Here is a 23,610-nt window from a genome sequence, read left to right on the forward strand (position 1 = left end):
CACTGACCTGTCTGCCCAAATGATCCTGTCCAGTAACTGGAGCGGGAGGCAGATCATTGTTGTCGGTTAACCTGCGGGAGGGGGATGAATTGTTACTGCCTGGCGTAAGGGGTGATGACATGTCGCCACAGTCCGTTGTCAGCTTATGGGTTTGTTAGGTTTTTACACTCATTAACCCATTTTAGCTGATGGCTGTAGTGCTCAGAAGAAGGGGGAGTTGAAAAGAGCAACTGTGTTTTTTTGCCGCTATAAAATGTCGAATCAATGGCAGATAAAAAAAGAGAAAGGCTGGACTTTTACAAAGTGACATAAAAGAGCATTCTTTATGCTTCAAAATTCTTGACCGGGAATGGACAATACAGCCTTTGGAGACAATACTTAAGCTCGCTCACTCATGTGTCCTAACGGAGGTCTCCTTCGTTGTTCGAGCAAAGCATCATGTGCCGCCCCCTAAGGGGCGGCACAGTTCGTTAGGGCTTTTTACCCGCACTCTTCTTTGCGCTTTTCTTTATCGGTGACGTCTTTGTAACAAATGCTGCTTTGTGCACGTCTTCGAAAGTGTTGGCAAAATGGATGGTCATGCCTTTTCGGATATAATCTGGTAGCTCGTCGTAATCCCTTCGACACTCCTCCGGAATGATCAGGGTGTGAATACCCTGTCGTTTGGCAGCGATGACTTTTTCCCTGACTCCACCTACAGCCAGAACTTTGCCGGTGAGGGTCAGTTCCCCGGTCATGGCAACAGGGGCGGGTTTTTTGCCCGTGGCAAGCGATAGCAGTGCAGTTGCCATGGTGATACCGGCTGAAGGGCCGTCTTTTGGGGTGGCGCCTTCAGGCACGTGGAGATGGATAAAGGCTTTTTCAAAATAGTCTTTTGCAATGCCCAGTTTTTCAGCCTGGCTTGAAACAAAGCTGTAGGCTATTTCAGCAGACTCCTTCATGACATCCCCTAGTTTTCCGGTCAGCTTGAAGCCTGCTCGCTGGTGGTGGATAAGGCTGGCCTCCACTGGCAGGGTTGCGCCCCCCATGGCGGTCCAGGCCAGACCGGTTACGACACCAATGCCTTCAATAGGCCTCTCTTTTCTGAAGTAGGGTGCACCCAGGTATTCAGATAGATTCCTGCTGGTCACGCTCAGGCTCTGATTTGAACCTTCAAGTAGTTGAACAACCACTTTACGTATAATTTTTTGCAGCAGCTTTTCAAGATGCCTGACACCGGCTTCCCTGGCATAGCCCTCGATGACGGCTTTTAGGGTGGCATCGGAAAGTCTGATCTGGCTCTTTTTTAAACCAGACTGTTTCAATAGTTTTGGCCACAGATGATTTTTGGCGATAGCCATTTTTTCTTCCGTGATATAACCAGATAGTCTTATAACATCCATGCGATCCAGAAGCGGCCCGGGAATCGTATCCAACTGATTAGCGGTACTGATAAACAGTACTTTTGAAAGATCGATTCTCATGTCCAGGTAGTGGTCGAGAAACTCGTTGTTCTGCTCCGGGTCGAGTACTTCCAGCATGGCGGAAGCAGGGTCTCCCCGATAGGAAGCCCCCATTTTGTCTATTTCATCGAGCATGATAACGGGGTTGGCAACATCAACTTCCTTCAGCGCCTGAACCAGTTTACCCGGCAGTGCGCCGACATAGGTGCGGCGATGGCCTTTGATTTCTGCTTCATCCCTCATGCCGCCCAGACTGAAACGATAAAACTTTCTGCCTAAGGCACGGGCAACAGATCGTCCGATAGAGGTCTTACCGACACCAGGAGGGCCCGCCAGCAACATAATGGTGCCTGACACTTCCTGCTTGTAGGCGCCAACAGCCAGAAATTCGATGATGCGGTCTTTGACATCTTCAAGCCCATCGTGATCAGCATTTAATACTTTGCGGGCATGGGCAAGGTCAAATATATCTTCGGAGTATTTGCCCCAGGGTACTGAGGTTGCCCAGTCGAGGTAGTTGCGGCAGACGGCGTACTCGGGGGAGCCCATTTCTAAAATCGAGAGCTTTTTCATCTCATCATTGATCTTGTTCCGGGGTGTTTCCGGAATATCCAGTTCGGCAATCCGTTGTTCAAACGCTTCTATTTCAGCCGTTCTGTCGTCTTTTGAAATACCCAGTTCTTTTTGTATGACTTTCAGCTGTTCTTTCAGGAAAAATTCACGTTGATGCTTACTGATTTTTCGGTTCACTTCAGCGTTAATCTCACCCTGAAGTCGGGCTACCTCCTGTTCCTTGCGGATAAGGGTCAACACTTTTTCCATTCGACGCTGAACCGACAGCGTTTCAAGCACTTCCTGCAATTCTGGTCCGGGTGCTGTGGTAATGGCTGCTGCAAAGTCCGCCAGTGGGGAGGGGTCTTTTGGACTGAAGCGATTGAGGTAATTTTTGAGTTCTTCGCTGTAGAGTGGATTTAGCGGGATCAGTTCCTTGATGGCCTGAATCAGTGCCAGCGCATAGGCTTTGATTTCATCGGTATCGTCTTCAATATTGTCGGGGTATTCCACCTGAACAAGATAGGGTGGGCGCTTGCGAAGCCATTGCGTGATCCGAAAGCGCTGCATTCCCAGGGCAATGAATTGAATCTGGTCACCCTCTGCAAGAATATTATGGATCTTTACGGTGCAGCCCACTTCCGGGAAATCTTCGGGGCTGATTTTATGGCCTGCTCCTGTCATGCCGGCAGCATAGCTAAGTCCCACCACTTTATGTGGACTCTGGGCAACTCGCTGAAGTGTTTCTTCCCATTCCTGACTGCTGAATACCAGAGGTTGAACCTGGGCTGGGAAAAATGGCCGGTTTGAGACAGGGATGAGGTAAAGCTTGTCAGGTAGAGCCTGTTCCGGGAGCACCAGCCCGGTTCCCATGTCGTCTACCTGTTCATCAGCTGAAATAACTTCGGGTTCCTGATTATCCTGATCTGTCATAGTGTTTTCAGATTAAGTCTCGGAATGAATAGAAAGTGGATAATGACTATCTGGAGTCATCTCCGGTGATTTCAATAGGCAATGCTATTAAGTATGGTTGAGTAAAAGCTGCCTGCCACTCCACTTGATTTGCAGAAAAAGAAGAATCCGGAGCCCGTGATGAATGGCCGGGGTGTAGTGAAGCTACTTAAGAGTAGTGCTTTTCACAATGGGGTATGTTCGGGTTTGCTTTGGACAAATGTCTGGAAGCGCCAGATGAATGGCTTCATTGTCCATAAAGTCCAGGGCGCAGGTTGGAGTGTCGAACTCTGACAGGTGATATTGGCTGGCTCTGGTGCGGTCTCGATATTCAATATAAACGAACCAGCGTCTTTGGGGCTGTGCTTTCTTAAAGCGGATCCAGCCACTGGCATACCAGACATAGACAGGGCAGTCGTAGAGTTGATGATGCCGGGTTGACTCTGGCAGCATTACATTGGGTCGCGAGTCCCTGAGGGTCTGGATAGGTTCGTTTTGAATCCTGCTTTCTTGTAGCAATGCACTTTTCCCATCTGGCCAATCTGCTGTTATCGGGCACTGTCTGGATAACCGAGTTGGACGTCATGTACAGCCTGGCTATTAAACCAATGTCGGAGATCGTTCACAAGGTGACTTTCCCTTACTGTTCACGACGATGGTTATGATGGGGTGAATTCGGGCAATGTTTTTTTCTTCTCAGCCGATGCATGGATAGAGGTCAGCGATCAGCCAAGAGGAGAAAAGTAATGAGCAAGTCTATAGAAAAAGCCGTTCTCACCATGACTGAATCGACCCAGGGGGAATATGTCATCCGGGTGACCCAGGGTGGCACGATTCTTTTTGGGGATGTCATTCTTCGCCTACCAGCGGGCCTGGGGGAGTCGCTTAAAAGTGATCTGGCCTCGGTCATGGCCAATGCTGTCCTGAGGCATATCAGTGAAGCGGATAAAGAGGCCATTCGTGAAGTTGAAGACCTGTTCGTCCAGTGGGGGTGTTTTGATGTTGCGGACGACAGTTGTTTTTAAAGGAAAACAATCCTGAGTCAAATGTTCAGATGGTATTTTTTGTCGGTTGTTGCAGTAGAATGTTTGAGAGCTGGTCCGTTGTGTCGGATACTGGCTCTGTGAACAACAACAAGAGATTACCATGTCTGATCAAGTCACTATTGCCATCGTTTCAGCTTCACGCACTCCCATGGGAAGCTTCCAGGGGAGTCTTTCCGAGGTTACCGCTCCCCAGCTGGGGGCTGTTGCCATCCGTTCTGCTGTTGAAAAAAGTGGTCTTGCTGCCGCCGATATTTCTGAAGTTCTGATGGGTTGTGTGCTGCCGGCAGGCTGTCGGCAGTCTCCTGCCAGACAGGCTGCCAGAGGGGCTGGCCTGCCGGACTCTACTTGTACGACAACCGTCAATAAAGTGTGCGGCTCAGGCATGAAAGCCGTCATGATGGGAGCGGCTCAGCTACAATTGGGCGAGGCTGATGCCGTGGTTGCAGGCGGCATGGAAAGTATGACCAACGCCCCCTACCTTCTGGATAAAGCCCGTGCAGGCTTGAGATTAGGGCACGGTCAGGTTCAGGATCATATGTTCACTGACGGGCTGGAGGATGCCTACGATGGTCATGCCATGGGTGTCTTTGCTGAGCAGACTGCCAAACGTTTTCAAGTATCCAGACAATCAATGGACGACTATGCACTGGAATCGTTGAAAAGAGCCCAGGCTGCCATTGAGGAGGGGGCATTTACTGACGAGATTGTGCCAGTGGGCACTCGCTATAGCAGCGGTAAAAATAGCAGCGGTAAAAATAGCGGTAAAATCAGCGTGGATGAGCAGCCCGGTAAAGCACGTCCTGAAAAGATCCGGCAGCTAAGGCCGGCGTTTGATAAAGACGGTTCGGTCACAGCAGCCAACTCCAGTTCTATTTCCGATGGTGCGGCAGCCCTGGTTTTGATGCGAGAGGAAGACGCGCTGGCCAAAGGCTTAACCCCCATTGCCCGCATCAAAGGTTATCAGAGCCATGCTCAGTTACCGGCAGAGTTTACCATTGCTCCCATCACTGCCATCAGTAAATTGCTGGCAAAGGTAGACTGGCAGGCAGAAGACGTAGACTTGTTTGAAATCAATGAAGCTTTTGCGGTGGTAACCCTGGCCTGTATGCAGGAGTTGGGTCTGGATCACAACAAGGTGAATGTGTTTGGTGGCGCCTGTGCCCTGGGTCACCCACTGGGAGCCAGCGGTGCCCGGATCATTGTGACACTGCTTAATGCCCTGAAAAAGAAAGGTGGCAGCAAAGGCGTTGCATCACTTTGTATTGGTGGGGGTGAAGCCACTGCTATTGCCGTGGAGTTGATTCAATGAACTTTACTCTCACAGAAGATCAAATTGCCTTTCGTGATCTTGCCGCCCAGTTTTCCCGGCAAGAGCTGCTGCCTAATGCCGCTGACTGGGACAGAGACAGTATTTTCCCGATCGAAACCTTAAAAAAAGCAGGCAAGCTGGGTTTCTTATCCCTGTACGCACCTGAGTCAATGGGAGGGATGGGCTTATCACGGCTGGACGCCAGTCTGGTATTCGAACAGCTGGCCATGGGGTGTACCTCAACCACCGCTTATATGACCATTCATAACATGGTGGTCTGGATGGTAGGGCTGGCGGCCAGTGACGAAGTGCTGTCCGAGTGGAGCGAAGCCCTGGTAACCGGTGACAAGCTGGCCTCCTACTGTCTGACAGAACCGGGTTCCGGAAGTGATGCCGCTTCTTTGAAAATGCGTGCTGTCAGGGAAGGAAATGAGTACGTCCTTTCCGGTTCGAAAATGTTTATTTCAGGTGCTGGCAGTACCGATCTCCTGCTGGTTATGGCACGTACGGGGCAGGAAGGTCCAAAAGGGATCTCTGCCTTTGCCGTGCCCGCTGACAGTCAGGGCATCACCTATGGTCGCAATGAAAAGAAAATGGGTTGGAAAAGTCAGCCTACCCGGCTGGTCAGTTTTGATAATGTCAGGATTCCCATCAGTGCCCTCCTGGGTAAAGAGGGCGAAGGTTTTACGCTCGCTATGAAAGGCCTGGATGGTGGTCGAATTAATATCGCAACCTGTTCGGTCGGTACGGCTCAACAGGCGCTGAACACGGCCAGGGACTACCTTAAAGACCGTAAGCAATTTGGTAAAGCGTTAGCCGGGTTCCAGGCTCTGCAATTCCGGCTGGCTGATATGGTCACCGAGTTAACGGCAGCCAGGCAGATGGTCAGGCTGGCAGCCTTCAAGCTGGATCAGAACGACCCTGAAGCCACTGCCTATTGTGCCATGGCTAAACGTTTTGCCACGGATATTGGTTTTAAAGTCTGTGATGAGGCATTGCAACTTCATGGGGGTTACGGTTACATCAATGAGTATCCTCTTGAGCGCCATGTCAGAGATACACGGGTACACCAGATTCTGGAAGGGACCAATGAGATCATGAGGCTGATCATTGCCCGCCGGGTTCTGGCTGATGAATGTTCAGGACTGGAGTGAACAATGTCTTGGAGTGAACAATGTCTTGGAGTGAACAATGTCTTGGAGTGAACAATGTCTGATCGTTTAAAACTTTCTCTGGAAGGTCATATTGCCACCATCCAGTTGAATAACCCACCGGCCAACACCTGGACGCTGGAAGGTCTGAAACTTCTTGAGCAGATGGTTTATGAATTGGATGAAAACCCAAGGATAACCGCCCTGATTATTCGCTCCGAAGAGGAACGGTTTTTCAGTGCCGGAGCCGACCTTAATCTGTTTGCCGATGTTTCGCCTGAACAGGCCCGGCCTTTGGCGGAAGCGTTTGCCCTGGCTTTTGAGGCACTGACAGAGTTCAAGGGTATCTCTGTCGCTGCAATCAATGGGTTCGCCCTCGGTGGTGGTCTTGAAGTGGCGCTGGCCTGTGACCTGAGAGTGGCCGAAAAACAAGCTTTGTTGGGCCTGCCGGAAGCAGGTGTCGGTCTGTTGCCCTGTGCAGGTGGTACTCAGAATTTAATGTGGCTGGTGGGCGAACCCTGGACCAAGCGCATGATATTGCTGGGTGAGAAAGTGGATGCCGGAAAAGCCTTTGAGATAGGTCTGGTTGATGAAGTTGTGGAGCAGGGCAAGGGGCATTCTATGGCCCGGGAGCTTGCTGAAAAAGTCAGCCGACAAAGTCCTGATTCTGTTGTGGCCTGTAAAAAGCTGATTCAATTGAATCGGCGTGCATCAAGGAATAGATACGATCGTGAGCGGGATCTATTCCTGGAGTTGTTCGAAGGTCAGAATCAGAACGAAGGCGTCAAGGCTTTTCTGGAAAAACGATCACCCCAATGGCGCTATGAGTAGGCGAAAGCTCATCCCGGCTTAGCCGGGTTGCCCGGTCACCCGCTTGAGTTGCCCGACAAAGACTCGTTCATGCTTTTTCTGGCGGGCCAGATGTCTTTGATAGAGAAGAATCTCGGCGTTGACCGCTTCTTTCAATTTGACTTTGCCGGCAGGCTTGCCATTCAGGTCGATCCGGTTTCTGCCTTCCTTGATGGATGATAAATAGCGATCCTGCTGGGTAAACAGTTTCAAAGCTTTTTTGATGGTACTGACCGGAAACTCACCGGTCTGTTTCATCTCGTTATGGATGCCGACTTTAAGAGGGCGGGGTGAAGCCACTCGAAAGGCTTCTGGCCAGCGTTCCCTGATCAGGCGGAGTGCTTCAGAACTGGACAGTTCGTGGCTGTTTTCAGTTGAAGACTGTTCATCGGAAGAGGAAAGGCTGCATTGAGTATCTGCATTGGGCATACTGTGCTCATGACTGATTACTTGAGATGTTTGTTCTGTGCAATTGTACTGCATTGTGGGCTTCAATGGTCAATGAATATCAAGGGCTTTTGATTTCAATATCTCAAAGCTGATCATTTCAAGAGCCTTTTCGTGAGTGGATCTCAGGTAGAGCGGAGGAGCGACTCCGGCTTCATAGGCTTGTACCCATCTTTGTGCACACAGGCACCATTGATCACCTTCTTTAAGCCCGGGAAAACTGTGAGCCTGGTTGGGTGTAATCAGGTCGTTACCCTGTTCAAGCGAAAATTCTAAAAACGCTTTAGTGACTCTGGCGCAGACAACGTGCACCCCAATATCATTTCTGTCGGTATGGCAGTAACCATCCCGATAGATGCCGGTAATGGGATCAAGGCAGCAGGGTTGAAGAGGTTCCCCGAGAACATTTTTTTGATCAGAAGTCGGTGTGCTCATCGTTTTACCTCAACTGGATACCCCGTGCTTCAGGGCGGGGTTCAGTGACGCCGTATTCCAAAGACAATCCGAAGGTGGGAGTTAACAGCAGGTTGCTTCGATAGTCAATGGAGAATTTTCAGGAAGGTCCTGATCTGAAAGAGGTCGTCAGGACACTGATTTTTATTGGTGTATACGTACATGATCGTTTAGCTCTGTGCAGGAAATCAATGCGGTCTGATAGACGTATGGACTTTTGCCTGTCTGACCGTCATTTGCAGAGCCTGTTCTCTTGGCAGTAATTTATAAATGCTTCTCAGGTATTCGGCTTCGACCTGTAAAGAGTCTTCAATCTGTGAGGAGTCTTTTGCCTTAACAGTGTCTTCTACTTCGGGCTTGCTGCTTTCCTTCAATTGCACACTGGCTCGCAAGTATTTCAGGTAAGTTTCCATGTGACTTTGTGCAGGTTTACTCATGGCTGTTCCAACATAGTCTTGGTCGAAAAGTACGTGTTCTGCAAAAAACTGGCATCTCTTCTTCAGGCTGGCCAGTCGCTACAGGGGAGTATTTTGCACAATACGTGCCAGTTGTAAACCGGTGCGTATAGATACTTATACGTATACGTATTGCGTTTGTGATTGGTAGGCGTGCAAGCGGTTTTTTTGAGTTATTTTTCTCAGTGTTACGTTACGGAAGGGGTAGAAGGTAACACTCTTTTGCTTTCTTTATGAGATGAGCGTTGAGGGTTTGTTGACGACCTGGTGACGGAGGGCAGAGGCTTCGTTGCCATAAGTGGTTGACGTGGCAGGCTGTTTTGTGGAGAATGCGCTGCATCCAGACGAGACGTCTGTTTTTGGTGGACCCTGTCGGTCCCCTCGCAATGATCAGCTGTGAACCCCGCCAGGCCCGGAAGGGAGCAACGGTAGCAGTGACATCATGTGCCGGGGTGTGGCTGGCAGGGTTTGCCTCCATCTGTATTTTGCCTGTCTTTGAAATATCCTTATCTAACCCCTGTGAACCGTGCAATCTTTCGTTTTCTTGGTTAGCATAGAGCCTTCAGTTTCTGTTACCGGTATTCAAACTTTTCAATGAGTTATCAGGTTCTTGCGCGCAAATGGCGACCCCGCACTTTTAAAGAGCTGGTGGGCCAGACTCACGTACTACAGGCTCTGGTCAACGCGTTGGACCAGGATCGACTGCACCATGCCTATCTGTTTACGGGTACACGGGGCGTCGGCAAGACAACCATTGCCCGGATTCTGGCCAAATGCCTTAACTGTGAAACGGGTGTCAGTTCCACTCCCTGTGGGCAGTGTGCTGCCTGTCGCGAAATAGATGAAGGGCGCTTTGTTGATCTCATTGAAGTGGATGCGGCTTCCAGAACCAAGGTAGAGGATACCCGGGAGCTGCTTGATAACGTCCAGTACGCGCCTACCCGGGGGCGTTATAAAGTTTATCTGATTGACGAAGTGCACATGCTCTCGGCGCACAGTTTCAATGCGCTGCTGAAAACCCTGGAAGAACCGCCTCCCCATGTGAAGTTTTTGCTGGCTACCACTGATCCTCAGAAGCTGCCAGTGACCATTCTGTCACGGTGCTTGCAGTTTGGGCTGAAAAATATGACGCCCCAGAGGATTGTTGGTCACCTGGAAAACATTCTTGGTCAGGAGTCCATTCCTTTTGAAGGTTCGGCACTCTGGCAGTTGGCCAGGGCAGCTGATGGCAGTATGAGGGATTCCCTGAGCCTGACCGATCAGGCTATCGCCTTCGGTAATGGTCAGGTCACCGAGCAGGAAGTCAGTGCCATGCTCGGTACCATTGATCAGGGTCAGGTGATGAAAATAGTTAAAGCTCTTTCATCAGGCACTGCCCCTGAAGTGTTGGCCGCTGTTGCCAATCTGGCTGAACATGCACCGGATTACGCGGCTGTGCTGGATGATATGCTCTCCATGCTGCATCGGGTTGCCATTGCGCAGGCAGTCCCTGAGGCAGTAGATAATAGCCAGGGTGATCGTGAGCAGGTGTTGGAACTGGCGGGTAATATGCTGGCTGAAGATGTGCAGCTCTATTATCAGGTCGGTCTGGTGGGGAAAAGAGATCTTCCCCTGGCACCGGACCCGCGGGGTGGCTTTGAAATGGTTTTGCTAAGAATGTTGGCATTCAAGCCTGAGCCTGTTGCCATACAGGTACCCCAGGGTGTCCAGCGTGAAGCGGTGACTCAAACCGCAGAGTCGTCAGAGCCTGTGGCATCTGCTCCTGCTCTTGATTCGGAGCCTGAGCCTGAGCCTGCTGACTTTCAGCCGCCGACACCGGCTGTTGTTGAAAATCCATTACCGGAAGATTTTTCGCCTTCACCGGCTCCGGAGTCGGCCCAGGTTGAGCAAAGTGTCGAAGTAGAGCCTCCGCCTGCTGTTGATGCTTGTCTGGAGCAGGAGGCAGAGGAGGTTCCACCCTCCGTGTCCACTTATGAGGCTTATGCCTCTGAGTTGGCATCACAGCCAGTAGTCACTCAGTCGGAGCCTGAACCTGCGGCAGTGCAAGAGGAGCATGTTCAGAGTCTCGTACCTGAAGCGCAAATATCTTTTGCTGATCTGGATGTGCAGTCCTGGATCCCGGTGTTCAGAAATCTTCCCCTGGGTGGTGTGACCCGAACCATTGCCTCTCATTGTGAGTATGTCAGTCATTCGGCAGGCAAGGTTGATCTGCGGCTGGACGGCAGTAGAAGTACCTTGTACAACGACACCCACCGGCAAAGGGTTGAGAAGGCGCTGAGCGACTATTTTGACCAGCCGCTCAGAGTTCAGATAGAGATTGGTCAGGCTCAGGCAGAAACCCCGGCCGCCTGGCGGGAGCGTAAAATAGCTGAGCGAATGGCTGAAGCTCGCGCCAGTATTTTTAACGATCAGCATGTGCAAAGCCTGATTGATCAGTTTTCCGCTGTTGTTATCGAAGACAGCGTTCAGCCAATTGGCAATGTGATTAAGTAAGGATTGGCCGGGCGTTTCCATCGTCCGGTGATCCTGGTTGTTTTTGGCTCGTCGCTTTCTGTGATCCATTGATGAGCCAAACGTTAATGTAAAGGAGTTTTTATGTTTAAGGGCGGTATGGGAAACCTGATGAAGCAGGCCCAGAAAATGCAGGAAGACATGCAGCGCATCCAGGAAGAGCTGGCAAACGCTGAGGTCACCGGTGAATCTGGTGCAGGTCTGGTGAAAGTGGTTATGACCGGTCGTCATGATGTCAAGGATGTGCAAATCGATCCTAGCCTGATGGAAGAAGACAAGGAAATGCTGGAAGACCTGTTGGCTGCAGCTGTCAATGATGCCGTGCGTAAAGTGGAAGAAAACAGCAAAGATAAAATGGGTGGCCTGACCTCGGGTATGGGTCTGCCTCCCGGCTTCAAGATGCCTTTTTAAGTGTCATAGCACTATTTTCCGAAGCATCTTTTAATAGTCGTTTTTGAAGATCAGGATCCACTCATTGTGGGTGGCTCCTGACTGGAGTTTGAGTGCATTTATGTTCAGTCCTCTGATCAAGGAATTGATGGAATCCCTCCGTTGTCTGCCCGGAGTAGGGCCCCGGTCATCCCAGAGAATGGCGTTACATCTGCTGGAAAAAGACCGTGCGGGCGCACTTCGGCTGGCTAAAGCCCTGACCAATGCGGCAGAAGGGGTAGGGCGTTGCAAGTCGTGCAGAACATTATGCGAAAGTGAATTGTGTGATATTTGCAGTCACCCGGGTCGCGAGCAGTCAACACTGTGCGTGGTAGAAAACCCTTCTGATGTGATGGCCCTGGAGCAGGCTGGTGGCTACTCAGGCCGTTATTTTGTGCTTATGGGGCATCTTTCGCCGATTGATGGCATTGGTCCTGACGAGATTGGCGTGACCGATTTATTGGAGCGTGTCGCCGAGTACAAGGTCAAAGAAGTGATCCTTGCCACCAACCCAACGGTTGAGGGCGAAGCGACGGCCCACTTTATTGCTGAAGAGCTGAAAAGCATGGGGGTGGAAGCCAGCCGGATAGCCCACGGTGTGCCACTGGGGGGTGAGCTGGAATATGTCGATGGCGGAACCTTGGCCCACGCTTTGGCAGGCCGACGGAAACTGGAGCTCTGAAATTCAGGGGTATTCTTGAAAACGGGTTATTGGGAGGGTGAGTGGTATAGATCAGTCATGGGTATTTCCAGCTTCAGGCTTTCCAGTATGATGCTATCAGTTTCGTTATAAGTGGCTACGACCTTAAAACGTCCATCTCGCCACATTCTTTTTTCTACGACAGGGTAGTTGGGATTAACGACCAGATACTCACCTTGAGTCGCCTTTAAAATATGCCCGTACTCCGCTGACTTATAAACGCGGTCGGTCAGTTCTGTGCTCTCGGATAGCACTTCAACCAAAACCGTAGCAGACTCGCACATATCTTCGAAACGCCGTTCTTGTTCGCAGGAGACCATGACATCGGGATATCTGAAGGACTTAACAAAGGCGGACTCAACTTTTAATTTAACATCCGCTGCAAATACATCACATGGCTTTCCCACTAAATGATTACCTAAAATGCGGGTTAAATTAGCGATCATTCTGCCATGTTGAATGGTTTCGCCTGCCATAGCCACTATATAGCCATCAATATATTCATGGCGAGTAGTCGTTGATGCCCTTTCGTGGGCCAGATAAGCATCAGGGGTGACCAGGGAGTGACTGATTTTTTGAGACATGTTAAGTCCTGTTCTGTTTACCGGGCAATTTATTATAACTCTATTCAGCAAAATCAATCACTCAGGCTTGGTACAGTCTTGTCACTCAGGGCAGAAGTACTGAATACGTCTTACCTGCCCCGTGCTTTTCTCCTCGCCCTCTCGTGTTCGGGTATATTGATCCGTCGTCATCCAGTCAATGGTTTTCTGTGTGCCCGTTACCGAGTCCGGGAAGTAAGTGTTGATATAAAGCGTGAAGCCGCCATTATCTGTCCCAAAAGCGGTTTGCCAGCTCTGGTTGTTGTCGAGCTTTACTCGATAAAAACAATTTCTGTTGAAGCTGCTGGCCTGAAGTTTTTTGTCTTTGGCCTGCTCAATCACTTTTTTCGTGGAATCCGCGTCCGGAAACTCCTTCCATTCAATATTCTGGCGTTGGCTGAGGTTAAAGCTGTTGTTGTTATTGAGGTCTATTTTTTCAGGAGCAGAAGGGCACCATCTGCGAATGGATTCAAAGCCAAGAGGCTGTTCACTGGTGCTGCCATTGCTTTTTATGATCAGGGAGTTTTTCTGGGTGGCAGAAATTTTGAGTACGTAAGTATCCGCATTTTCCAGACTGCCATAGGGGGTCAGCAAAAGAGCATCTTTATTGACAGCGGCTGCGAAGAACCAGGTTTGATCGAACTCCACCTGATAGTGGCAATGAGGGTTGAAATCTTCCGGGGTGTCTGTAGCTATATAGACCCAGGGGGACTCGTGAGACATCCAGGCGGTAAAAAAACCAAGAATTGTCGATAAGCCAGCAGCCATTGGGATACACCATAACGCTATGATGTATCCATTCTAGTTATGGATTCAGCAGGCTGCTGACTAAGTTATTACCAGTGGTAGCCCAGTGTCACAAAATGAAAGTCAATGGACTCATTCATGCTGTGCAGCCCGGCATTGGAGTAATGAAACCAGCCGTAGCTGAGTTCAAACTGCCGCTGGGATCCAAATTCAACCCCTGCCATGACCCGGATCTCGAATTGGGAATGACCGCCCATATTAATGGGAGATCGCTTCTTTTTCTCCAGATCTTTTTCAGACAGGTAAGCGGCACCCACGCCCAGGTCGAGAAACGGACGAACGCTGGCGTCTGGCAGAAAGGCCATTCTTAATACCGGCGAAAAACTGATAGCCGTCGCTTTATCTTTGCCATCAGGGCTGGGGTTGTCACTGGCTGTGAGATTGCTTTTCCACGAGCTGGCAGCCAATTCGAAATAGCTGCTGAGCACCATGTGATCAGATTGATAAAAGTTCTTTTTCCAGTCCCAGGTAATGCCCAGGCGCAGATTGGTATAATCCGCTGAGCGACCCGAAACAAGGTCAAGGTACTGTCCATAGCTAACATTGATACTATCTGGAACAAAATCTTCTGCGTGAGCACTCTGTGCCTGGATCAGCAGCGGGGCTGACAGGCAGAGGCTGGCAATAGCTTTTTTCATATACTTCCCCTGGAAATTATCATCCTTGTGGTTTCCACGCATTAGCTATCGGCCGATAAAATCCAGGCTTTAGAGAAATTTTTTGATAGCTTATTGCTGGGGGGGATTGTGATGGGAGGGTAGGGCTAAAATCCTCTGCCCATGGGTTACGCGGGCTTATGTGTAATAAAGAGTAGTTCTTCCACAACTGTCCTCCACCTGCCTGGCATTTCAAGTGACTAACAGGAGTCTCCCACCGATATTAGGTAGAGAAATATGTCAGGCAGAGGTGTATAGGAAGGGCAGGAGTGTCAGGGCGGTGCTGCTTTATGCAGCACGGATATAAGCGGAGGGGAACGACTCTGCTTGTTCAGAGATCAAATCAAGCTTTGGCTTTGAGGGCGGGCATGTGGAGACAGGTTTCAGAAATGCTTCGTAAAAACTCAGGCAGTTATTGCAAGTAAGCCGGCAGTGCTTGAAAAAACTGCCATTGATCTGGGTTTTCTGAAACAAAAATGAATGAAGTTGGGTAAATAAATCACGGTCAACAGGCTCAGGGTTTGTCCAGAATGATGCCAGTGACCCCTGGTGGGTAATCCCCTCAATATCGTAAAAAGCACGCCCCATGACCTTGGTAGGCAGGTGATGCAGCAGGGCAGAAATCCCAACGGTGCTGTTAACGGTCACTACGCCACAGGTGTGGTGATATAAATCGGGTAAAGGAATGTCATGGCAGTAGAGCACTTTGTCCCCGATGCCCAGATCTACTGCCAGCGCTTCAATAAACCGACCGTATTCTGTGTAGCCCCTGTCCATCGGATGATGCTTAAAACACAACACTTTATCTGAATCAGCGTGTCTTCGGAAAGAAATCATCACCTCTTCGATAAAGGCTTTAACTGACTCATAAGGGGAGTGGAAAATCATCTGAGAGTCGTCGTGCACCTGCAATGGAACCAGATAGAATCTCTTGTCAAACTCATTATCCAGACGAAATTGCGTTTGCTGATCGTAACTTTTAAACAGCCACTTCCTGGTAAAGCCCCGCAACCAGCAAAAGCCTTCTTTGACCGGATGAGTAGCCCTGTGATGCCGGTACTCAGAAAATTCACCTTTTGCGAAAAAACTGGCCCAATAATAAAAAGCAGCGTAGCCAGCCCTTTGTTTCATGGTGCCGCCGATTGTCTGGCTGGACTTAACTGAACAGGGGAGTACTTTCTCCAGATTCTCACGGCTGAGATCCATCTGGCTTAAAGAGTTAACGCCACCGGCTTCCAGGGTAATGGTGTCAGGTCGTAAATAGCCTTCTTCGAAGACACAAAATTGAACCCCCAGGGCATCACAGACCGGCTTCGCTGTTCTGTGATAATAACGGCAATCGCCCAGAAGAAAGACGGCTTCAATACGATGTTCAGTAAGGTACTGCTTAAGAAAAGCGGCCCAGTCAGCGGGTTTACCCTGGTAATGGGTTTGAACATCAGCCCACGAAAAAAACCGGTCGCCCCCATTAAAATTGATTTTATGGGTGATGTAACCGGCTTTGGAAAAGGTGCGTGCCAGCCGTTTGAAAAACGGTCCCAGCGGACCCTGAAGGAACAGTACAGCAGATTCAGTCATTGATTAAACCCGCTCCCTTTGCGTGATCTGGGTCGTTTGTTAACAGTCGTGTAAAGCGCAAATGCTAGCACAGGAGTGTAAAAATATAACCCGGTGTAATTACTTACAGCAAGGGGGAAGTTGTCACTGAAAACTCTTCATTGCTTCTTCAGCAAACAGTTTGATCTCTTGTACGTGCTTTTAGGCCATGTGAGTTCCAGCGTGAAAAGCAAAGTTTTTTGACACCCTCAGAGCGTGGGAACGAGTTGTAAGGAAATATACATAACTAGCATTTATACATATTTAGAATAAATACTGGTTTTGTCAGGTTTCTCATTGCTATATTCTGAGTCTGCCACTAAATATAGTGTCATGATTACAGATAATTTATTTGATAGGGTGATCAGAGAATTGGACAATGCTGGTGCATCAATGCGCTGCGGCGAACTTACCGCTCTGCTTGTCACTCTGGGCTTTGACGTAAAGGATGGGAAGCGTGGAGGCCACAAAGTGTTTACTCACGACGGTCTGCCTGATAGTATTTTCTAATCCCAAAATGAGCCTGAAGGGGCGTCAAGCCAGTGCTTTCAGGCCTTTCGTTCAAAAATTGATTGAAACAGTAATTCTCTGGCAGCCTGCAACTGCTTTGCTGACTCATTATCGCTCATGCTTGTAGCTCTTGCCTCAAGTTCTTCGAGGGTGACTCCCTTTTTCAAATATTTCTTAAAGTCGGGGAGACTTTTGAATTTTTCATAGGGGGTCATCATGTTTTCATAGTGATACTTTTTCTTTTCCTTGCCCTTTGCGTCTACCTCTGTTTCCGGGAAGAAGCACGGACGATGAAAGTTTAGGTATGGGGTAAGATAGATTTTATTGAACTCATTTATTTCTGTCGCATACTTCTGAGGAATATGAGCATACCCAAGTATTTTTCTGATGATCGCACCATTCTTGCTTTCTACAAGTGCATTGTCGTTCGTCTTTCTTGCTCTTGATTTCGTAAAATTTATACGAAGATTTTCAAGTAATTCTGATACACGACCATTAATGTATTCAGAACCGTTATCAGAATGAAAACCCCTTAATTTAAAGGGAAATGAAGCCAGCAGCTCCTCCAAAACAGGAATCAAAAATGTCTCACTAATCTTCTCAACAGAGCAAACAACCTGATACTGTGTCACCTCATCAACAGCATTGATATGGTACACGCCTTTGACTCTATCCTGATCACCCTGGTGTACAGTGTCGATGCGTATAAAGCCTGGCTGTCCTTCTGGCCTTGGTTTTCGCCGTACACCAATTGCTCGTTTTGTCGGTTTGGTGACGTCTTTAGGTGACCGGATGTTACGGTATGTCTGTGACTTTCTCAGGTTGTATATGTGTGAGACGGAAATATCTTTCAGGCGTTCATAGCTCTGGTCACCCTGCACATACGCCCTTTCACAGAGCTTTTTGATAGCAGCCCCATTTAGACCATTATGAAGCTGATCTGTCGCAGCGAGGAGCCTTATATCGGCCTTGGTGTACTGATTGCTGAACCCATTGCTGGTCCGCTGTTTGCGCTTCAAATGACCTGCTGAGAGGTATGCCTTGATAAGGCGGCTGATTTGAGCTCTTGAGTAGCCTGTGGCAACTGTCAGATACCGCTTAATAATCCCTTTCTCTGACCGAGTGAGTGATCGATATCGGAAGTGCCTCAAAACTTCTTCAACCCATTGATAACACTCGTCTTTTGACTCCCAACCGGGCTCTATCAATGGTGCTTGATTAAGCAGTTCTTGAACCTGCTGGAGGGTACTAATTAGCCTCGTGTTCATGATGATTTTCATCCAGTAATAATGGACGAAAGATCCAAAAGCGTGAGGCTCATTTCATGCTAGAAACAGGAGTCCCCTTTAGGCTCATTTCATGTTGGAAGAGACTCGCACTGGCAATTGATACCATTGAGGTGACAGCAGAATGTTTGTCTGCCAAGGGTAAAGCCATGCCCACACCCTATGAACCAGCCAATGAATACAGTGGCAGGGTAACCCTGCGCTTACCAAAAACATTGCATCGCAGCCTGTCTGAAGGTGCTGAGCAGGAAGGTATCAGTCTTAATCAATATCTGGTTAATGTGCTGTCTTATCAGTCCGGTTATAACGCTGGCTATCAAAACATCACAGGGTACAGGACCCAGGCTTCAACTTCTTCTGAACCGGTAGGAAAGCCTAATCTAAAGCTGGTTCAAAGCAGGGAAACTCTTCTACCGAAAGCGAAAGTTGGCTGGCATTAAAATGAATGACGAATTACTTCAAGAAGCATTGGATGCCCTCGAGCTAAAAAATATTGGTCTGTTAAATTCTAACAGCGAGCTGGCAGATCGTTTTTTTCCACTTTATGATCCTTCTTCTTACCTGTTGCAGCCCCAATTCAAGCATCGGGTCACTCGCTCGGAACAAGTTACCTTTTTAGATGAGGATAACAAGGAAACTCATATTCTACGCTTTCATGTAGAGCTTGGTGCCCGGCTGGTTTCACAAGAAGCTGAAGAGCCAGATTCTGTCATCCCGAAAGCAGTTATAGAGGCAACTTTTGTTGCAGAATATGAACTCCAACAAGCAAAGCTCTCTGAACAAGCTATCAGTGAGTTTGCCTTAAAACATGTCAGCTTTCAGGTCTGGCCCTATTGGCGTGAATACTTGACCAGCTTGTGCAATAGAATGAATCTTCCCAAGATAATCTTGCCTTCGATGCAAAGAGCGCAAAATTGCTCTGAATAAAAATACATCCGGGTTTCAGTACCGCCATGGCTTGTTTGTCACTTGAGTCACTGGAAACTCTTCATTGCTTCTTCAGCAAATAGTTTGATCTCCTGTACATGCTCTTCAATGACCACCTTGAGGATATCTACATTCAATTTCTGGTACTCATGAACAGCAATATTCCTGAATCCGACCATTTTTATCATGCTATCTGCCAGATCCACAGGCACATAACCATGATCAGATAACAGGGAAAACGATTCCCTGCTTTCCTGTGGGATGCCCAGTTGCTTCAGGCGAATGACTCGGTTCGCCAGATCCTGTGCTGCATATGATGCTCGCTGGATATTTAAAATAATGGCGTCTTGTCGGGTAAAGTTTGTTGTCAGTTCATCTTCGTGCCCGACATACTCTTCTTCGATACGCACAAGGCATCGTTTGATGATGCTGTATATACTCAGAATCACGTCATCCATTTTAACTCTGCTGAGTTCAAACCAAACAAAGCACTTCATAACAGGATTTGATATTGGTTTTAAAAGACTCTGGTATAGCAGACCAGGAGAGTACCTGCACAATGATCGGTATGTTGGAGTCACGCAAGGCTTCATTAAATGTTGCCAGCTGATTGAAACTATCAATGTCGTCTTGCCCATCGGGAAAGTGAACAACAAGGTCCAGGTCGCTGGCATCATGATGAGTGCCTTTTACACGGCTCCCATAAGCCCACAGTATGGTGCCACAGGGGAATATCTGTGATGCCAGATCACAGACAGACTTGCGATCTTTTTCCCGTAAATCAATCATCTTTAACTCGTTCCATGTGCTGCACTATCGCTTTCTCCAAAGCAGTGGCATCAGCGATAAAGTCTGGCAGCAATTTAACGGTGTATTCAGCGAACTTCTTACCATAATCGTGGGCTGTGTTGTTACGATTGTCCCGATAAATCAGCCAGCGTTCGGTTTCCTCAATAGACAAAAGGCTATGCTGCGCCGCCTGCCGGAAGACTTCTTTAAACACAAGGCGATTGACTGCCTTGGGGCTATGAACAAAATCCTTCAGACACTTGCGAAGCAGTTTGCCAGCCTGTTCGAGGATGATTTCAAACTCTTTCACACAGGCCGAACGGTACATATCGTACTCTATACTGCCTTCTTCACAGTCGAGCAATTGCTGACGAGCAGTGTCCAGTGTCTTAATGCAGCGGGAAAAAAAAGTAGTGTCTATCGTCATGTATCTTACTGGTGGTCATTTCTGTTTAGATCATCTTATCCCAGAAACTTGATTAGTAAAGTCGGTTTAGCTCAAAATGACCAGCCAGCCTGTAAAAGCGCCAAAAAAACCTACCCCAGTAAAGCCTCAACCAAATACCCCAGCTTCCGTCGTTTCCTGCTCACCCACCGTTTTATAAAGTGACCACTTTCAGCTGTTGAACGACGTTCTTTTTCAATGGCAGCAATAACTCTCTCCGGTGTCGTATACCGTCGGGTTTGCCAATTGACATACACAGGGTAATAACAGTGGGCAAAATAGATCAATTCGTCCAACGTTCGCTGGCCATCGCGTCTCTGACAGCTAAAGTGATCAACCGTTACCCCCCAGCCTGCATAAAAAGGCTGACCCCAGCAATGAACGGTTTTGCCGAGTGTCAGAGCTTCAAAGCCCGCCAGAGAAGTCATAACGTGCAGCTCATCGCATTGCTCAATGCAATCAAAAATATCACCATCCGTCACAACATGATCGACCCAATTCAAGGCCTGCTGCTCAGGAATATGACCCTCTCTCCCTGCTAAAAGCACATCCGGATGAGGCTTGTAAACAATAAAAGCATCAGGCGCATAGGTCCGAACCGCCTTGATCAACTCAAGATTGGCTGCGATCTCAGGACTGCCCCATTGAATAGAAGCATCGCTGTCCACCTGGCCGGTAATCAGAATCTTGCGCTGATCTGTTCTGGCAGACTCAAACAGAGATTGCTCTGAACCTTGCAGATTGTATTTGCTGATCCTTTGCTGTTTCAGTGTATTACGCAAAGCTTTTGCCCGAACGAGTTGCTGATCATTCAACTCAAGGGTATTGATGGCAGTTTCAAGATCAGAAGGCCGTGAAGCATCAAAATAGATACCGGTCTGATCCAGGATCAAAGAACTGGGCCGACGCAGATCCGCCCCGAGGCCTACAGAGCGAATAAAGGCGTCTTCTGCCCTGAACAGTTTAATAGTCGATGGCGGTGTATAGTCATGATGCCTGGCTCCCCAAACCAGAATACCATCGCCCGCTGTCGCCTTCGCTTCAGCCTGCTGAAGTGATTTTACAAACTGAATTTTTTCCAAAATCCCTCGGGTAAAACTCCTTAAAAAGGCTCTCTTCCATAAACTGAAACCCACCGCATAAAGGGTTTTGACGGGTTGGCTTCGTGATTGTCTCTGAAGGGGAATCAGCTCCAGAATGTCTTCCAGCTCACACCGTTCACACGTCTCCGGATCAATATAACGGGTGTACTTCAGGCAGGCAGCTGCAAAGAGGCTTTCAATGGTATGAGTCCGTTTCCGACGAGGGCAGGGAACCCGGTCATCGGTTAACCCCCAACCGCTGTAAAAAGGTACACCAAAACAAACGACATGTTTCTTATGCCAGAGTGCTTCAAACCCCAGTTGAGAGGTAACGACGTAGACTTTTTCAAACCAGGGAAACAGCGACTGGGCATTCACCTTGTCAGCAAGAATACGCACCCTGGGATGATCAGGAAGATGACTGCCGAGATAGCCCTTTTTAGTACCCAGAACCACATCGGGATGCACTTTGATCCAGATTTCAGAATCCGGATTCTCTGCAAGCGCCGCATCCAGCATATTCTTAAAGCTGGAGTCATCGGCTAACCCGAACTTAACGGAACAGTCGCCGTACGTCTGATCAACCACAAGCACCCGTTTCTGTTCACCCGTGTCAGGCTGCCAGTTGTCTACAGGCTCATGATTATATTTAGTGATTTTGTGCCGGGTAATCTGAGCCAGAAGGTTGGCAGACCGTGCTTTTAACTCTACGCTGAACCAGTCGGGATGATTGAGAAGGTCTTCGATATCTGAAGGGCCGGTAGCATCGTAATAAATGCCTCGTTGATCGACGATCAGGGCAAAGCGTTTGTCACCCAGGGCAGGGTGGCCCAGGTAGCTGATAAAGCCGTCCTCCAGATGCCAGTAGGGAATCTGATGCTGTTTTGCAAGCGCAACCGCTGGCGCTGTGTTGGCTTTTTTACCCCAGCCCAGGACAACATGAGAAGGATGTATGGTCGTGAAAGGCTTTTTTAGCTCTATGGCATCGCACTGCAACAGAGCGGTTAACTCCCTTGCGTGACTGATACCGCGAGAAAGCGTGATAAAAGCGGGTTTTGGTTTTAAATAAGACTGCAAAATAGTTACTGATATTTGATAGAAATAAATGGCTTGGAATCTGAAGACCGGCAGGACTAAACTGGAACTGTGTAAGCGATACAGCAGCTAAAGTCAGGCTCTTAGGCAACCTTGCTATCGACGATGACCTGATTGTACAGGTGCAAAAATCAGTTGGCTACAAAACGAAAAAAGTGGCGGTTCATGAATAGAGAAGATTATTCAGAGCATATTGGGGTTGATAAGGCAAAACGCTTCGGGAAACCCTGTATTAAGGGAACCCGAATAACGGTCACAGACATACTTAAAATGCTGGCAAGTGGTATGACGCAGACAGAGATAATAAACTACCACCACCAATTCTAAAGATTTGGTGGTGGTTTTACAGAGCAAGCTCTGGGTAGGCCGGTTTCCGACCCCAACTCATTTAACCACAGACTTCGCATTGATGCACCCGCTCTTTCAGTGTCTTTTTCTTCAGTGACCAGTATACAGGGCAAGGCTAGCGCCTTGCTCGCTATCCCCCTCCACCCTATTGCTTCGCAAAAGGATGGAGAACCCCGCGACTAATGTTGGATGAACACCCTAATCTTCTGGCTGAGCAGATTAAGGCTGCATTGCTCTACGCAGCCAATCAGCTAGCTGGTGCCGCCTGATGTTGACTCGTTCCCACGCTGGAACCCACAGGGCCTAAAAGCATGGGAACCAGAGTTTTAAAAAGAACCAAAAAAACCAAAAAAAAACCAAAAAAAAACCAAAAAAAAACCAAAAAAAAACCAAAAAAAAACCAAAAAAAAAACCAAAAAAAAAAACCAAAAAAAAAACTTATGGGATATTTGATCTATTCCTTGCTGTTCAACAAGAATGTTCAACAACAAAAGAGAGACAAGACATTGAAACAGCTACTGAAGTCTTTATTCTTTTTCCTGACTTTCATAGCTTCAGCAGAAGCACAAATTCCCGGCGGGTTGACGGCGTACCCTCTGCCAGACCAAGCCTCTGCTATTACAGGATCTCTGGTGGCACTGGGTGTACTGACAATCAGGCAGCAAACCTGGCAACCGCTTCTCTATGATCCGGAAAAAAATAATAAACCGGAGTCGTGCAATAATCAGTTTCTTCACGTTTCATCGGATGATCCTTTTATTATCAGTGGCCCGGAACCTGTGGCCGACCCGCATACTCTTTGTCAGCCCATAGACACTCCTGAAAACAAAACCTGGCAATGTTTTGGCCTTGAGTCCATTACCAGCGTGGCGCTCAGCACCGCAGAGCCCTTATATCTGAAAACCGATTCTCACCAGAACCTTGTCCTGCATTATACCCACGGCTCCAAACCGTTGTTTCCGGAATACGATCTGTCCGATTACCAGACTTTTTTTAAAGAGCAGCAAACTGAAAGGGACCGAATTCTTAAAATCACAGCCCAGGAAATAGCCACAGACAGGCTGAAGATCAAAATCGCCGAAGAAGTGATCGCTGGAGACGTAATAGACGACGACAGTTCCCGAAGGATGCACATTGCAAAAACCGAGGGAATCACAGTCAGGTAGCAAAAA

The 23,610-nt window shown here is 48.5% G+C and carries 24 protein-coding genes and 1 other RNA gene; 11 read left to right on the forward strand and 14 right to left on the reverse strand.

From position 1 onward, the window contains the following. Positions 1-470: 470 nt before the first annotated feature. Entirely contained in the window at positions 471-2,927 is a 2,457-nt protein-coding gene (lon, locus tag K7B67_RS06810) for an endopeptidase La (protein ID WP_252179607.1), read from the reverse strand. Between the two features lie 183 nt (positions 2,928-3,110). Further along, positions 3,111-3,464 (reverse strand): hypothetical protein, encoded by a 354-nt coding sequence (locus K7B67_RS06815; protein WP_252179608.1) that lies wholly within the window; start codon positions 3,462-3,464, stop codon positions 3,111-3,113. Between the two features lie 227 nt (positions 3,465-3,691). On the opposite strand from K7B67_RS06815, the gene K7B67_RS06820 reads away from it, so the two are divergent. The 4 genes from K7B67_RS06820 (at position 3,692) to K7B67_RS06835 (ending at position 7,282) form a co-directional block, all read left to right on the forward strand. Then, entirely contained in the window at positions 3,692-3,970 is a 279-nt protein-coding gene (locus K7B67_RS06820; RefSeq protein WP_252179609.1) for a hypothetical protein, read from the forward strand. Positions 3,971-4,091: 121 nt separating this feature from the next. Beyond that, a complete protein-coding gene (locus tag K7B67_RS06825; protein WP_252179610.1) occupies positions 4,092-5,300 on the forward strand; it encodes a thiolase family protein in 1,209 nt (402 codons plus the stop codon). Further along, positions 5,297-6,454, forward strand: coding sequence for an acyl-CoA dehydrogenase family protein (locus tag K7B67_RS06830; RefSeq protein WP_252179611.1), 1,158 nt, complete (start codon positions 5,297-5,299; stop codon positions 6,452-6,454). Before K7B67_RS06825 ends, K7B67_RS06830 begins: the two co-directional genes overlap by 4 nt. A gap of 54 nt (positions 6,455-6,508) precedes the next feature. Next, the gene (locus K7B67_RS06835) at positions 6,509-7,282 is read left to right on the forward strand and encodes an enoyl-CoA hydratase (RefSeq protein WP_252179612.1); all 774 of its coding nucleotides are present in this window, start codon (positions 6,509-6,511) and stop codon (positions 7,280-7,282) included. An 18-nt stretch (positions 7,283-7,300) separates the two neighbouring features. Here K7B67_RS06835 and K7B67_RS06840 read toward each other — a convergent pair whose 3' ends face one another. The 3 genes from K7B67_RS06840 to K7B67_RS06850 form a co-directional block, all read right to left on the reverse strand. Beyond that, the gene (locus K7B67_RS06840) at positions 7,301-7,729 is read right to left on the reverse strand and encodes a ProQ/FinO family protein (RefSeq protein ID WP_252179613.1); all 429 of its coding nucleotides are present in this window, start codon (positions 7,727-7,729) and stop codon (positions 7,301-7,303) included. 69 nt (positions 7,730-7,798) lie between these two features. Continuing rightward, positions 7,799-8,182: a DUF2237 domain-containing protein gene (locus K7B67_RS06845; protein WP_252179614.1), complete on the reverse strand. Its 384-nt coding sequence runs from the start codon at positions 8,180-8,182 to the stop codon at positions 7,799-7,801. Positions 8,183-8,388: 206 nt separating this feature from the next. Further along, a complete protein-coding gene (locus K7B67_RS06850; protein WP_252179615.1) occupies positions 8,389-8,637 on the reverse strand; it encodes a hypothetical protein in 249 nt (82 codons plus the stop codon). Between the two features lie 388 nt (positions 8,638-9,025). Here K7B67_RS06850 and ffs point away from each other — a divergent pair. The 4 genes from ffs (at position 9,026) to recR (ending at position 12,277) form a co-directional block, all read left to right on the forward strand. Continuing rightward, positions 9,026-9,122, forward strand: an RNA gene (gene ffs / locus K7B67_RS06855) — signal recognition particle sRNA small type. 127 nt (positions 9,123-9,249) lie between these two features. Continuing rightward, positions 9,250-11,148 carry a DNA polymerase III subunit gamma/tau gene (gene dnaX, locus K7B67_RS06860; protein ID WP_252179616.1) on the forward strand — a complete coding sequence of 633 codons (1,899 nt, stop codon included), beginning with the start codon at positions 9,250-9,252 and terminating at the stop codon, positions 11,146-11,148. 102 nt (positions 11,149-11,250) lie between these two features. Then, a complete protein-coding gene (locus K7B67_RS06865; protein ID WP_252179617.1) occupies positions 11,251-11,577 on the forward strand; it encodes a YbaB/EbfC family nucleoid-associated protein in 327 nt (108 codons plus the stop codon). A gap of 100 nt (positions 11,578-11,677) precedes the next feature. Further along, positions 11,678-12,277, forward strand: a complete 600-nt coding sequence (recR, locus tag K7B67_RS06870; RefSeq protein WP_252179618.1) for a recombination mediator RecR — start codon at positions 11,678-11,680, stop codon at positions 12,275-12,277. Positions 12,278-12,303: 26 nt separating this feature from the next. Here recR and K7B67_RS06875 read toward each other — a convergent pair whose 3' ends face one another. From K7B67_RS06875 to K7B67_RS06895, 5 genes are all read right to left on the reverse strand, one after another. Next, a complete protein-coding gene (locus K7B67_RS06875; RefSeq protein ID WP_252179619.1) occupies positions 12,304-12,879 on the reverse strand; it encodes a Uma2 family endonuclease in 576 nt (191 codons plus the stop codon). A gap of 81 nt (positions 12,880-12,960) precedes the next feature. Next, on the reverse strand, positions 12,961-13,665 hold the full coding sequence (locus K7B67_RS06880; protein WP_252179620.1) for a hypothetical protein: 705 nt from the start codon (positions 13,663-13,665) through the stop codon (positions 12,961-12,963). A gap of 68 nt (positions 13,666-13,733) precedes the next feature. Next, positions 13,734-14,342, reverse strand: a complete 609-nt coding sequence (locus K7B67_RS06885) for an acyloxyacyl hydrolase (protein WP_252179621.1) — start codon at positions 14,340-14,342, stop codon at positions 13,734-13,736. Positions 14,343-14,648: 306 nt separating this feature from the next. After that, the gene (locus K7B67_RS06890; protein WP_252179622.1) at positions 14,649-15,938 is read right to left on the reverse strand and encodes a capsular biosynthesis protein; all 1,290 of its coding nucleotides are present in this window, start codon (positions 15,936-15,938) and stop codon (positions 14,649-14,651) included. Positions 15,939-16,504: 566 nt separating this feature from the next. Further along, positions 16,505-17,734, reverse strand: coding sequence for a transposase family protein (locus K7B67_RS06895; protein ID WP_252179128.1), 1,230 nt, complete (start codon positions 17,732-17,734; stop codon positions 16,505-16,507). A 56-nt stretch (positions 17,735-17,790) separates the two neighbouring features. Between K7B67_RS06895 and K7B67_RS06900 the strand changes: the two genes are divergently transcribed. After that, complete coding sequence (locus K7B67_RS06900; protein ID WP_252179623.1) at positions 17,791-18,192, forward strand: toxin-antitoxin system HicB family antitoxin; 402 nt, start codon at positions 17,791-17,793, stop codon at positions 18,190-18,192. A 1-nt stretch (position 18,193) separates the two neighbouring features. Beyond that, positions 18,194-18,679: a hypothetical protein gene (locus tag K7B67_RS06905; protein ID WP_252179624.1), complete on the forward strand. Its 486-nt coding sequence runs from the start codon at positions 18,194-18,196 to the stop codon at positions 18,677-18,679. 47 nt (positions 18,680-18,726) lie between these two features. Here K7B67_RS06905 and K7B67_RS06910 read toward each other — a convergent pair whose 3' ends face one another. The 4 genes from K7B67_RS06910 to K7B67_RS06925 form a co-directional block, all read right to left on the reverse strand. Then, positions 18,727-19,137, reverse strand: coding sequence for a DUF86 domain-containing protein (locus K7B67_RS06910; RefSeq protein WP_252179625.1), 411 nt, complete (start codon positions 19,135-19,137; stop codon positions 18,727-18,729). A gap of 16 nt (positions 19,138-19,153) precedes the next feature. Next, a complete protein-coding gene (locus tag K7B67_RS06915; protein WP_252179626.1) occupies positions 19,154-19,468 on the reverse strand; it encodes a nucleotidyltransferase domain-containing protein in 315 nt (104 codons plus the stop codon). Further along, positions 19,461-19,895 (reverse strand): nucleotidyltransferase substrate binding protein, encoded by a 435-nt coding sequence (locus K7B67_RS06920; RefSeq protein ID WP_252179627.1) that lies wholly within the window; start codon positions 19,893-19,895, stop codon positions 19,461-19,463. Before K7B67_RS06920 ends, K7B67_RS06915 begins: the two co-directional genes overlap by 8 nt. A 110-nt stretch (positions 19,896-20,005) precedes the next feature. After that, a complete protein-coding gene (locus tag K7B67_RS06925) occupies positions 20,006-22,072 on the reverse strand; it encodes a capsular polysaccharide biosynthesis protein (RefSeq protein ID WP_252179628.1) in 2,067 nt (688 codons plus the stop codon). Between the two features lie 872 nt (positions 22,073-22,944). Here K7B67_RS06925 and K7B67_RS06930 point away from each other — a divergent pair. Further along, positions 22,945-23,604, forward strand: a complete 660-nt coding sequence (locus K7B67_RS06930) for a hypothetical protein (RefSeq protein ID WP_252179629.1) — start codon at positions 22,945-22,947, stop codon at positions 23,602-23,604. Positions 23,605-23,610: the final 6 nt, after the last annotated feature.

Origin of the sequence: Endozoicomonas sp. 4G, from assembly GCF_023822025.1 — a bacterium.
Classification (GTDB): Bacteria; Pseudomonadota; Gammaproteobacteria; order Pseudomonadales; family Endozoicomonadaceae; genus Endozoicomonas_A.

Excerpts from the sequence above, each read along its gene's own strand:
- K7B67_RS06875 (WP_252179619.1), bottom strand. The coding sequence starts at position 12,879 with ATGTCTCAAAAAATCAGTCACTCCCTGGTCACCCCTGATGCTTATCTG.
- K7B67_RS06840 (WP_252179613.1), bottom strand. The coding sequence starts at position 7,729 with ATGCCCAATGCAGATACTCAATGCAGCCTTTCCTCTTCCGATGAACAG.
- K7B67_RS06890 (WP_252179622.1), bottom strand. The coding sequence starts at position 15,938 with ATGACTGAATCTGCTGTACTGTTCCTTCAGGGTCCGCTGGGACCGTTT.
- lon (WP_252179607.1), bottom strand. The coding sequence starts at position 2,927 with ATGACAGATCAGGATAATCAGGAACCCGAAGTTATTTCAGCTGATGAA.
- K7B67_RS06820 (WP_252179609.1), top strand. The coding sequence starts at position 3,692 with ATGAGCAAGTCTATAGAAAAAGCCGTTCTCACCATGACTGAATCGACC.
- K7B67_RS06905 (WP_252179624.1), top strand. The coding sequence starts at position 18,194 with ATGAATGACGAATTACTTCAAGAAGCATTGGATGCCCTCGAGCTAAAA.
- dnaX (WP_252179616.1), top strand. The coding sequence starts at position 9,250 with ATGAGTTATCAGGTTCTTGCGCGCAAATGGCGACCCCGCACTTTTAAA.
- K7B67_RS06845 (WP_252179614.1), bottom strand. The coding sequence starts at position 8,182 with ATGAGCACACCGACTTCTGATCAAAAAAATGTTCTCGGGGAACCTCTT.
- K7B67_RS06885 (WP_252179621.1), bottom strand. The coding sequence starts at position 14,342 with ATGAAAAAAGCTATTGCCAGCCTCTGCCTGTCAGCCCCGCTGCTGATC.
- recR (WP_252179618.1), top strand. The coding sequence starts at position 11,678 with ATGTTCAGTCCTCTGATCAAGGAATTGATGGAATCCCTCCGTTGTCTG.
- K7B67_RS06880 (WP_252179620.1), bottom strand. The coding sequence starts at position 13,665 with ATGGCTGCTGGCTTATCGACAATTCTTGGTTTTTTTACCGCCTGGATG.
- K7B67_RS06920 (WP_252179627.1), bottom strand. The coding sequence starts at position 19,895 with ATGACGATAGACACTACTTTTTTTTCCCGCTGCATTAAGACACTGGAC.
- K7B67_RS06910 (WP_252179625.1), bottom strand. The coding sequence starts at position 19,137 with ATGGATGACGTGATTCTGAGTATATACAGCATCATCAAACGATGCCTT.
- K7B67_RS06850 (WP_252179615.1), bottom strand. The coding sequence starts at position 8,637 with ATGAGTAAACCTGCACAAAGTCACATGGAAACTTACCTGAAATACTTG.
- K7B67_RS06915 (WP_252179626.1), bottom strand. The coding sequence starts at position 19,468 with ATGATTGATTTACGGGAAAAAGATCGCAAGTCTGTCTGTGATCTGGCA.
- K7B67_RS06900 (WP_252179623.1), top strand. The coding sequence starts at position 17,791 with ATGCTAGAAACAGGAGTCCCCTTTAGGCTCATTTCATGTTGGAAGAGA.
- K7B67_RS06830 (WP_252179611.1), top strand. The coding sequence starts at position 5,297 with ATGAACTTTACTCTCACAGAAGATCAAATTGCCTTTCGTGATCTTGCC.
- K7B67_RS06825 (WP_252179610.1), top strand. The coding sequence starts at position 4,092 with ATGTCTGATCAAGTCACTATTGCCATCGTTTCAGCTTCACGCACTCCC.
- K7B67_RS06835 (WP_252179612.1), top strand. The coding sequence starts at position 6,509 with ATGTCTGATCGTTTAAAACTTTCTCTGGAAGGTCATATTGCCACCATC.
- K7B67_RS06895 (WP_252179128.1), bottom strand. The coding sequence starts at position 17,734 with ATGAACACGAGGCTAATTAGTACCCTCCAGCAGGTTCAAGAACTGCTT.
- K7B67_RS06865 (WP_252179617.1), top strand. The coding sequence starts at position 11,251 with ATGTTTAAGGGCGGTATGGGAAACCTGATGAAGCAGGCCCAGAAAATG.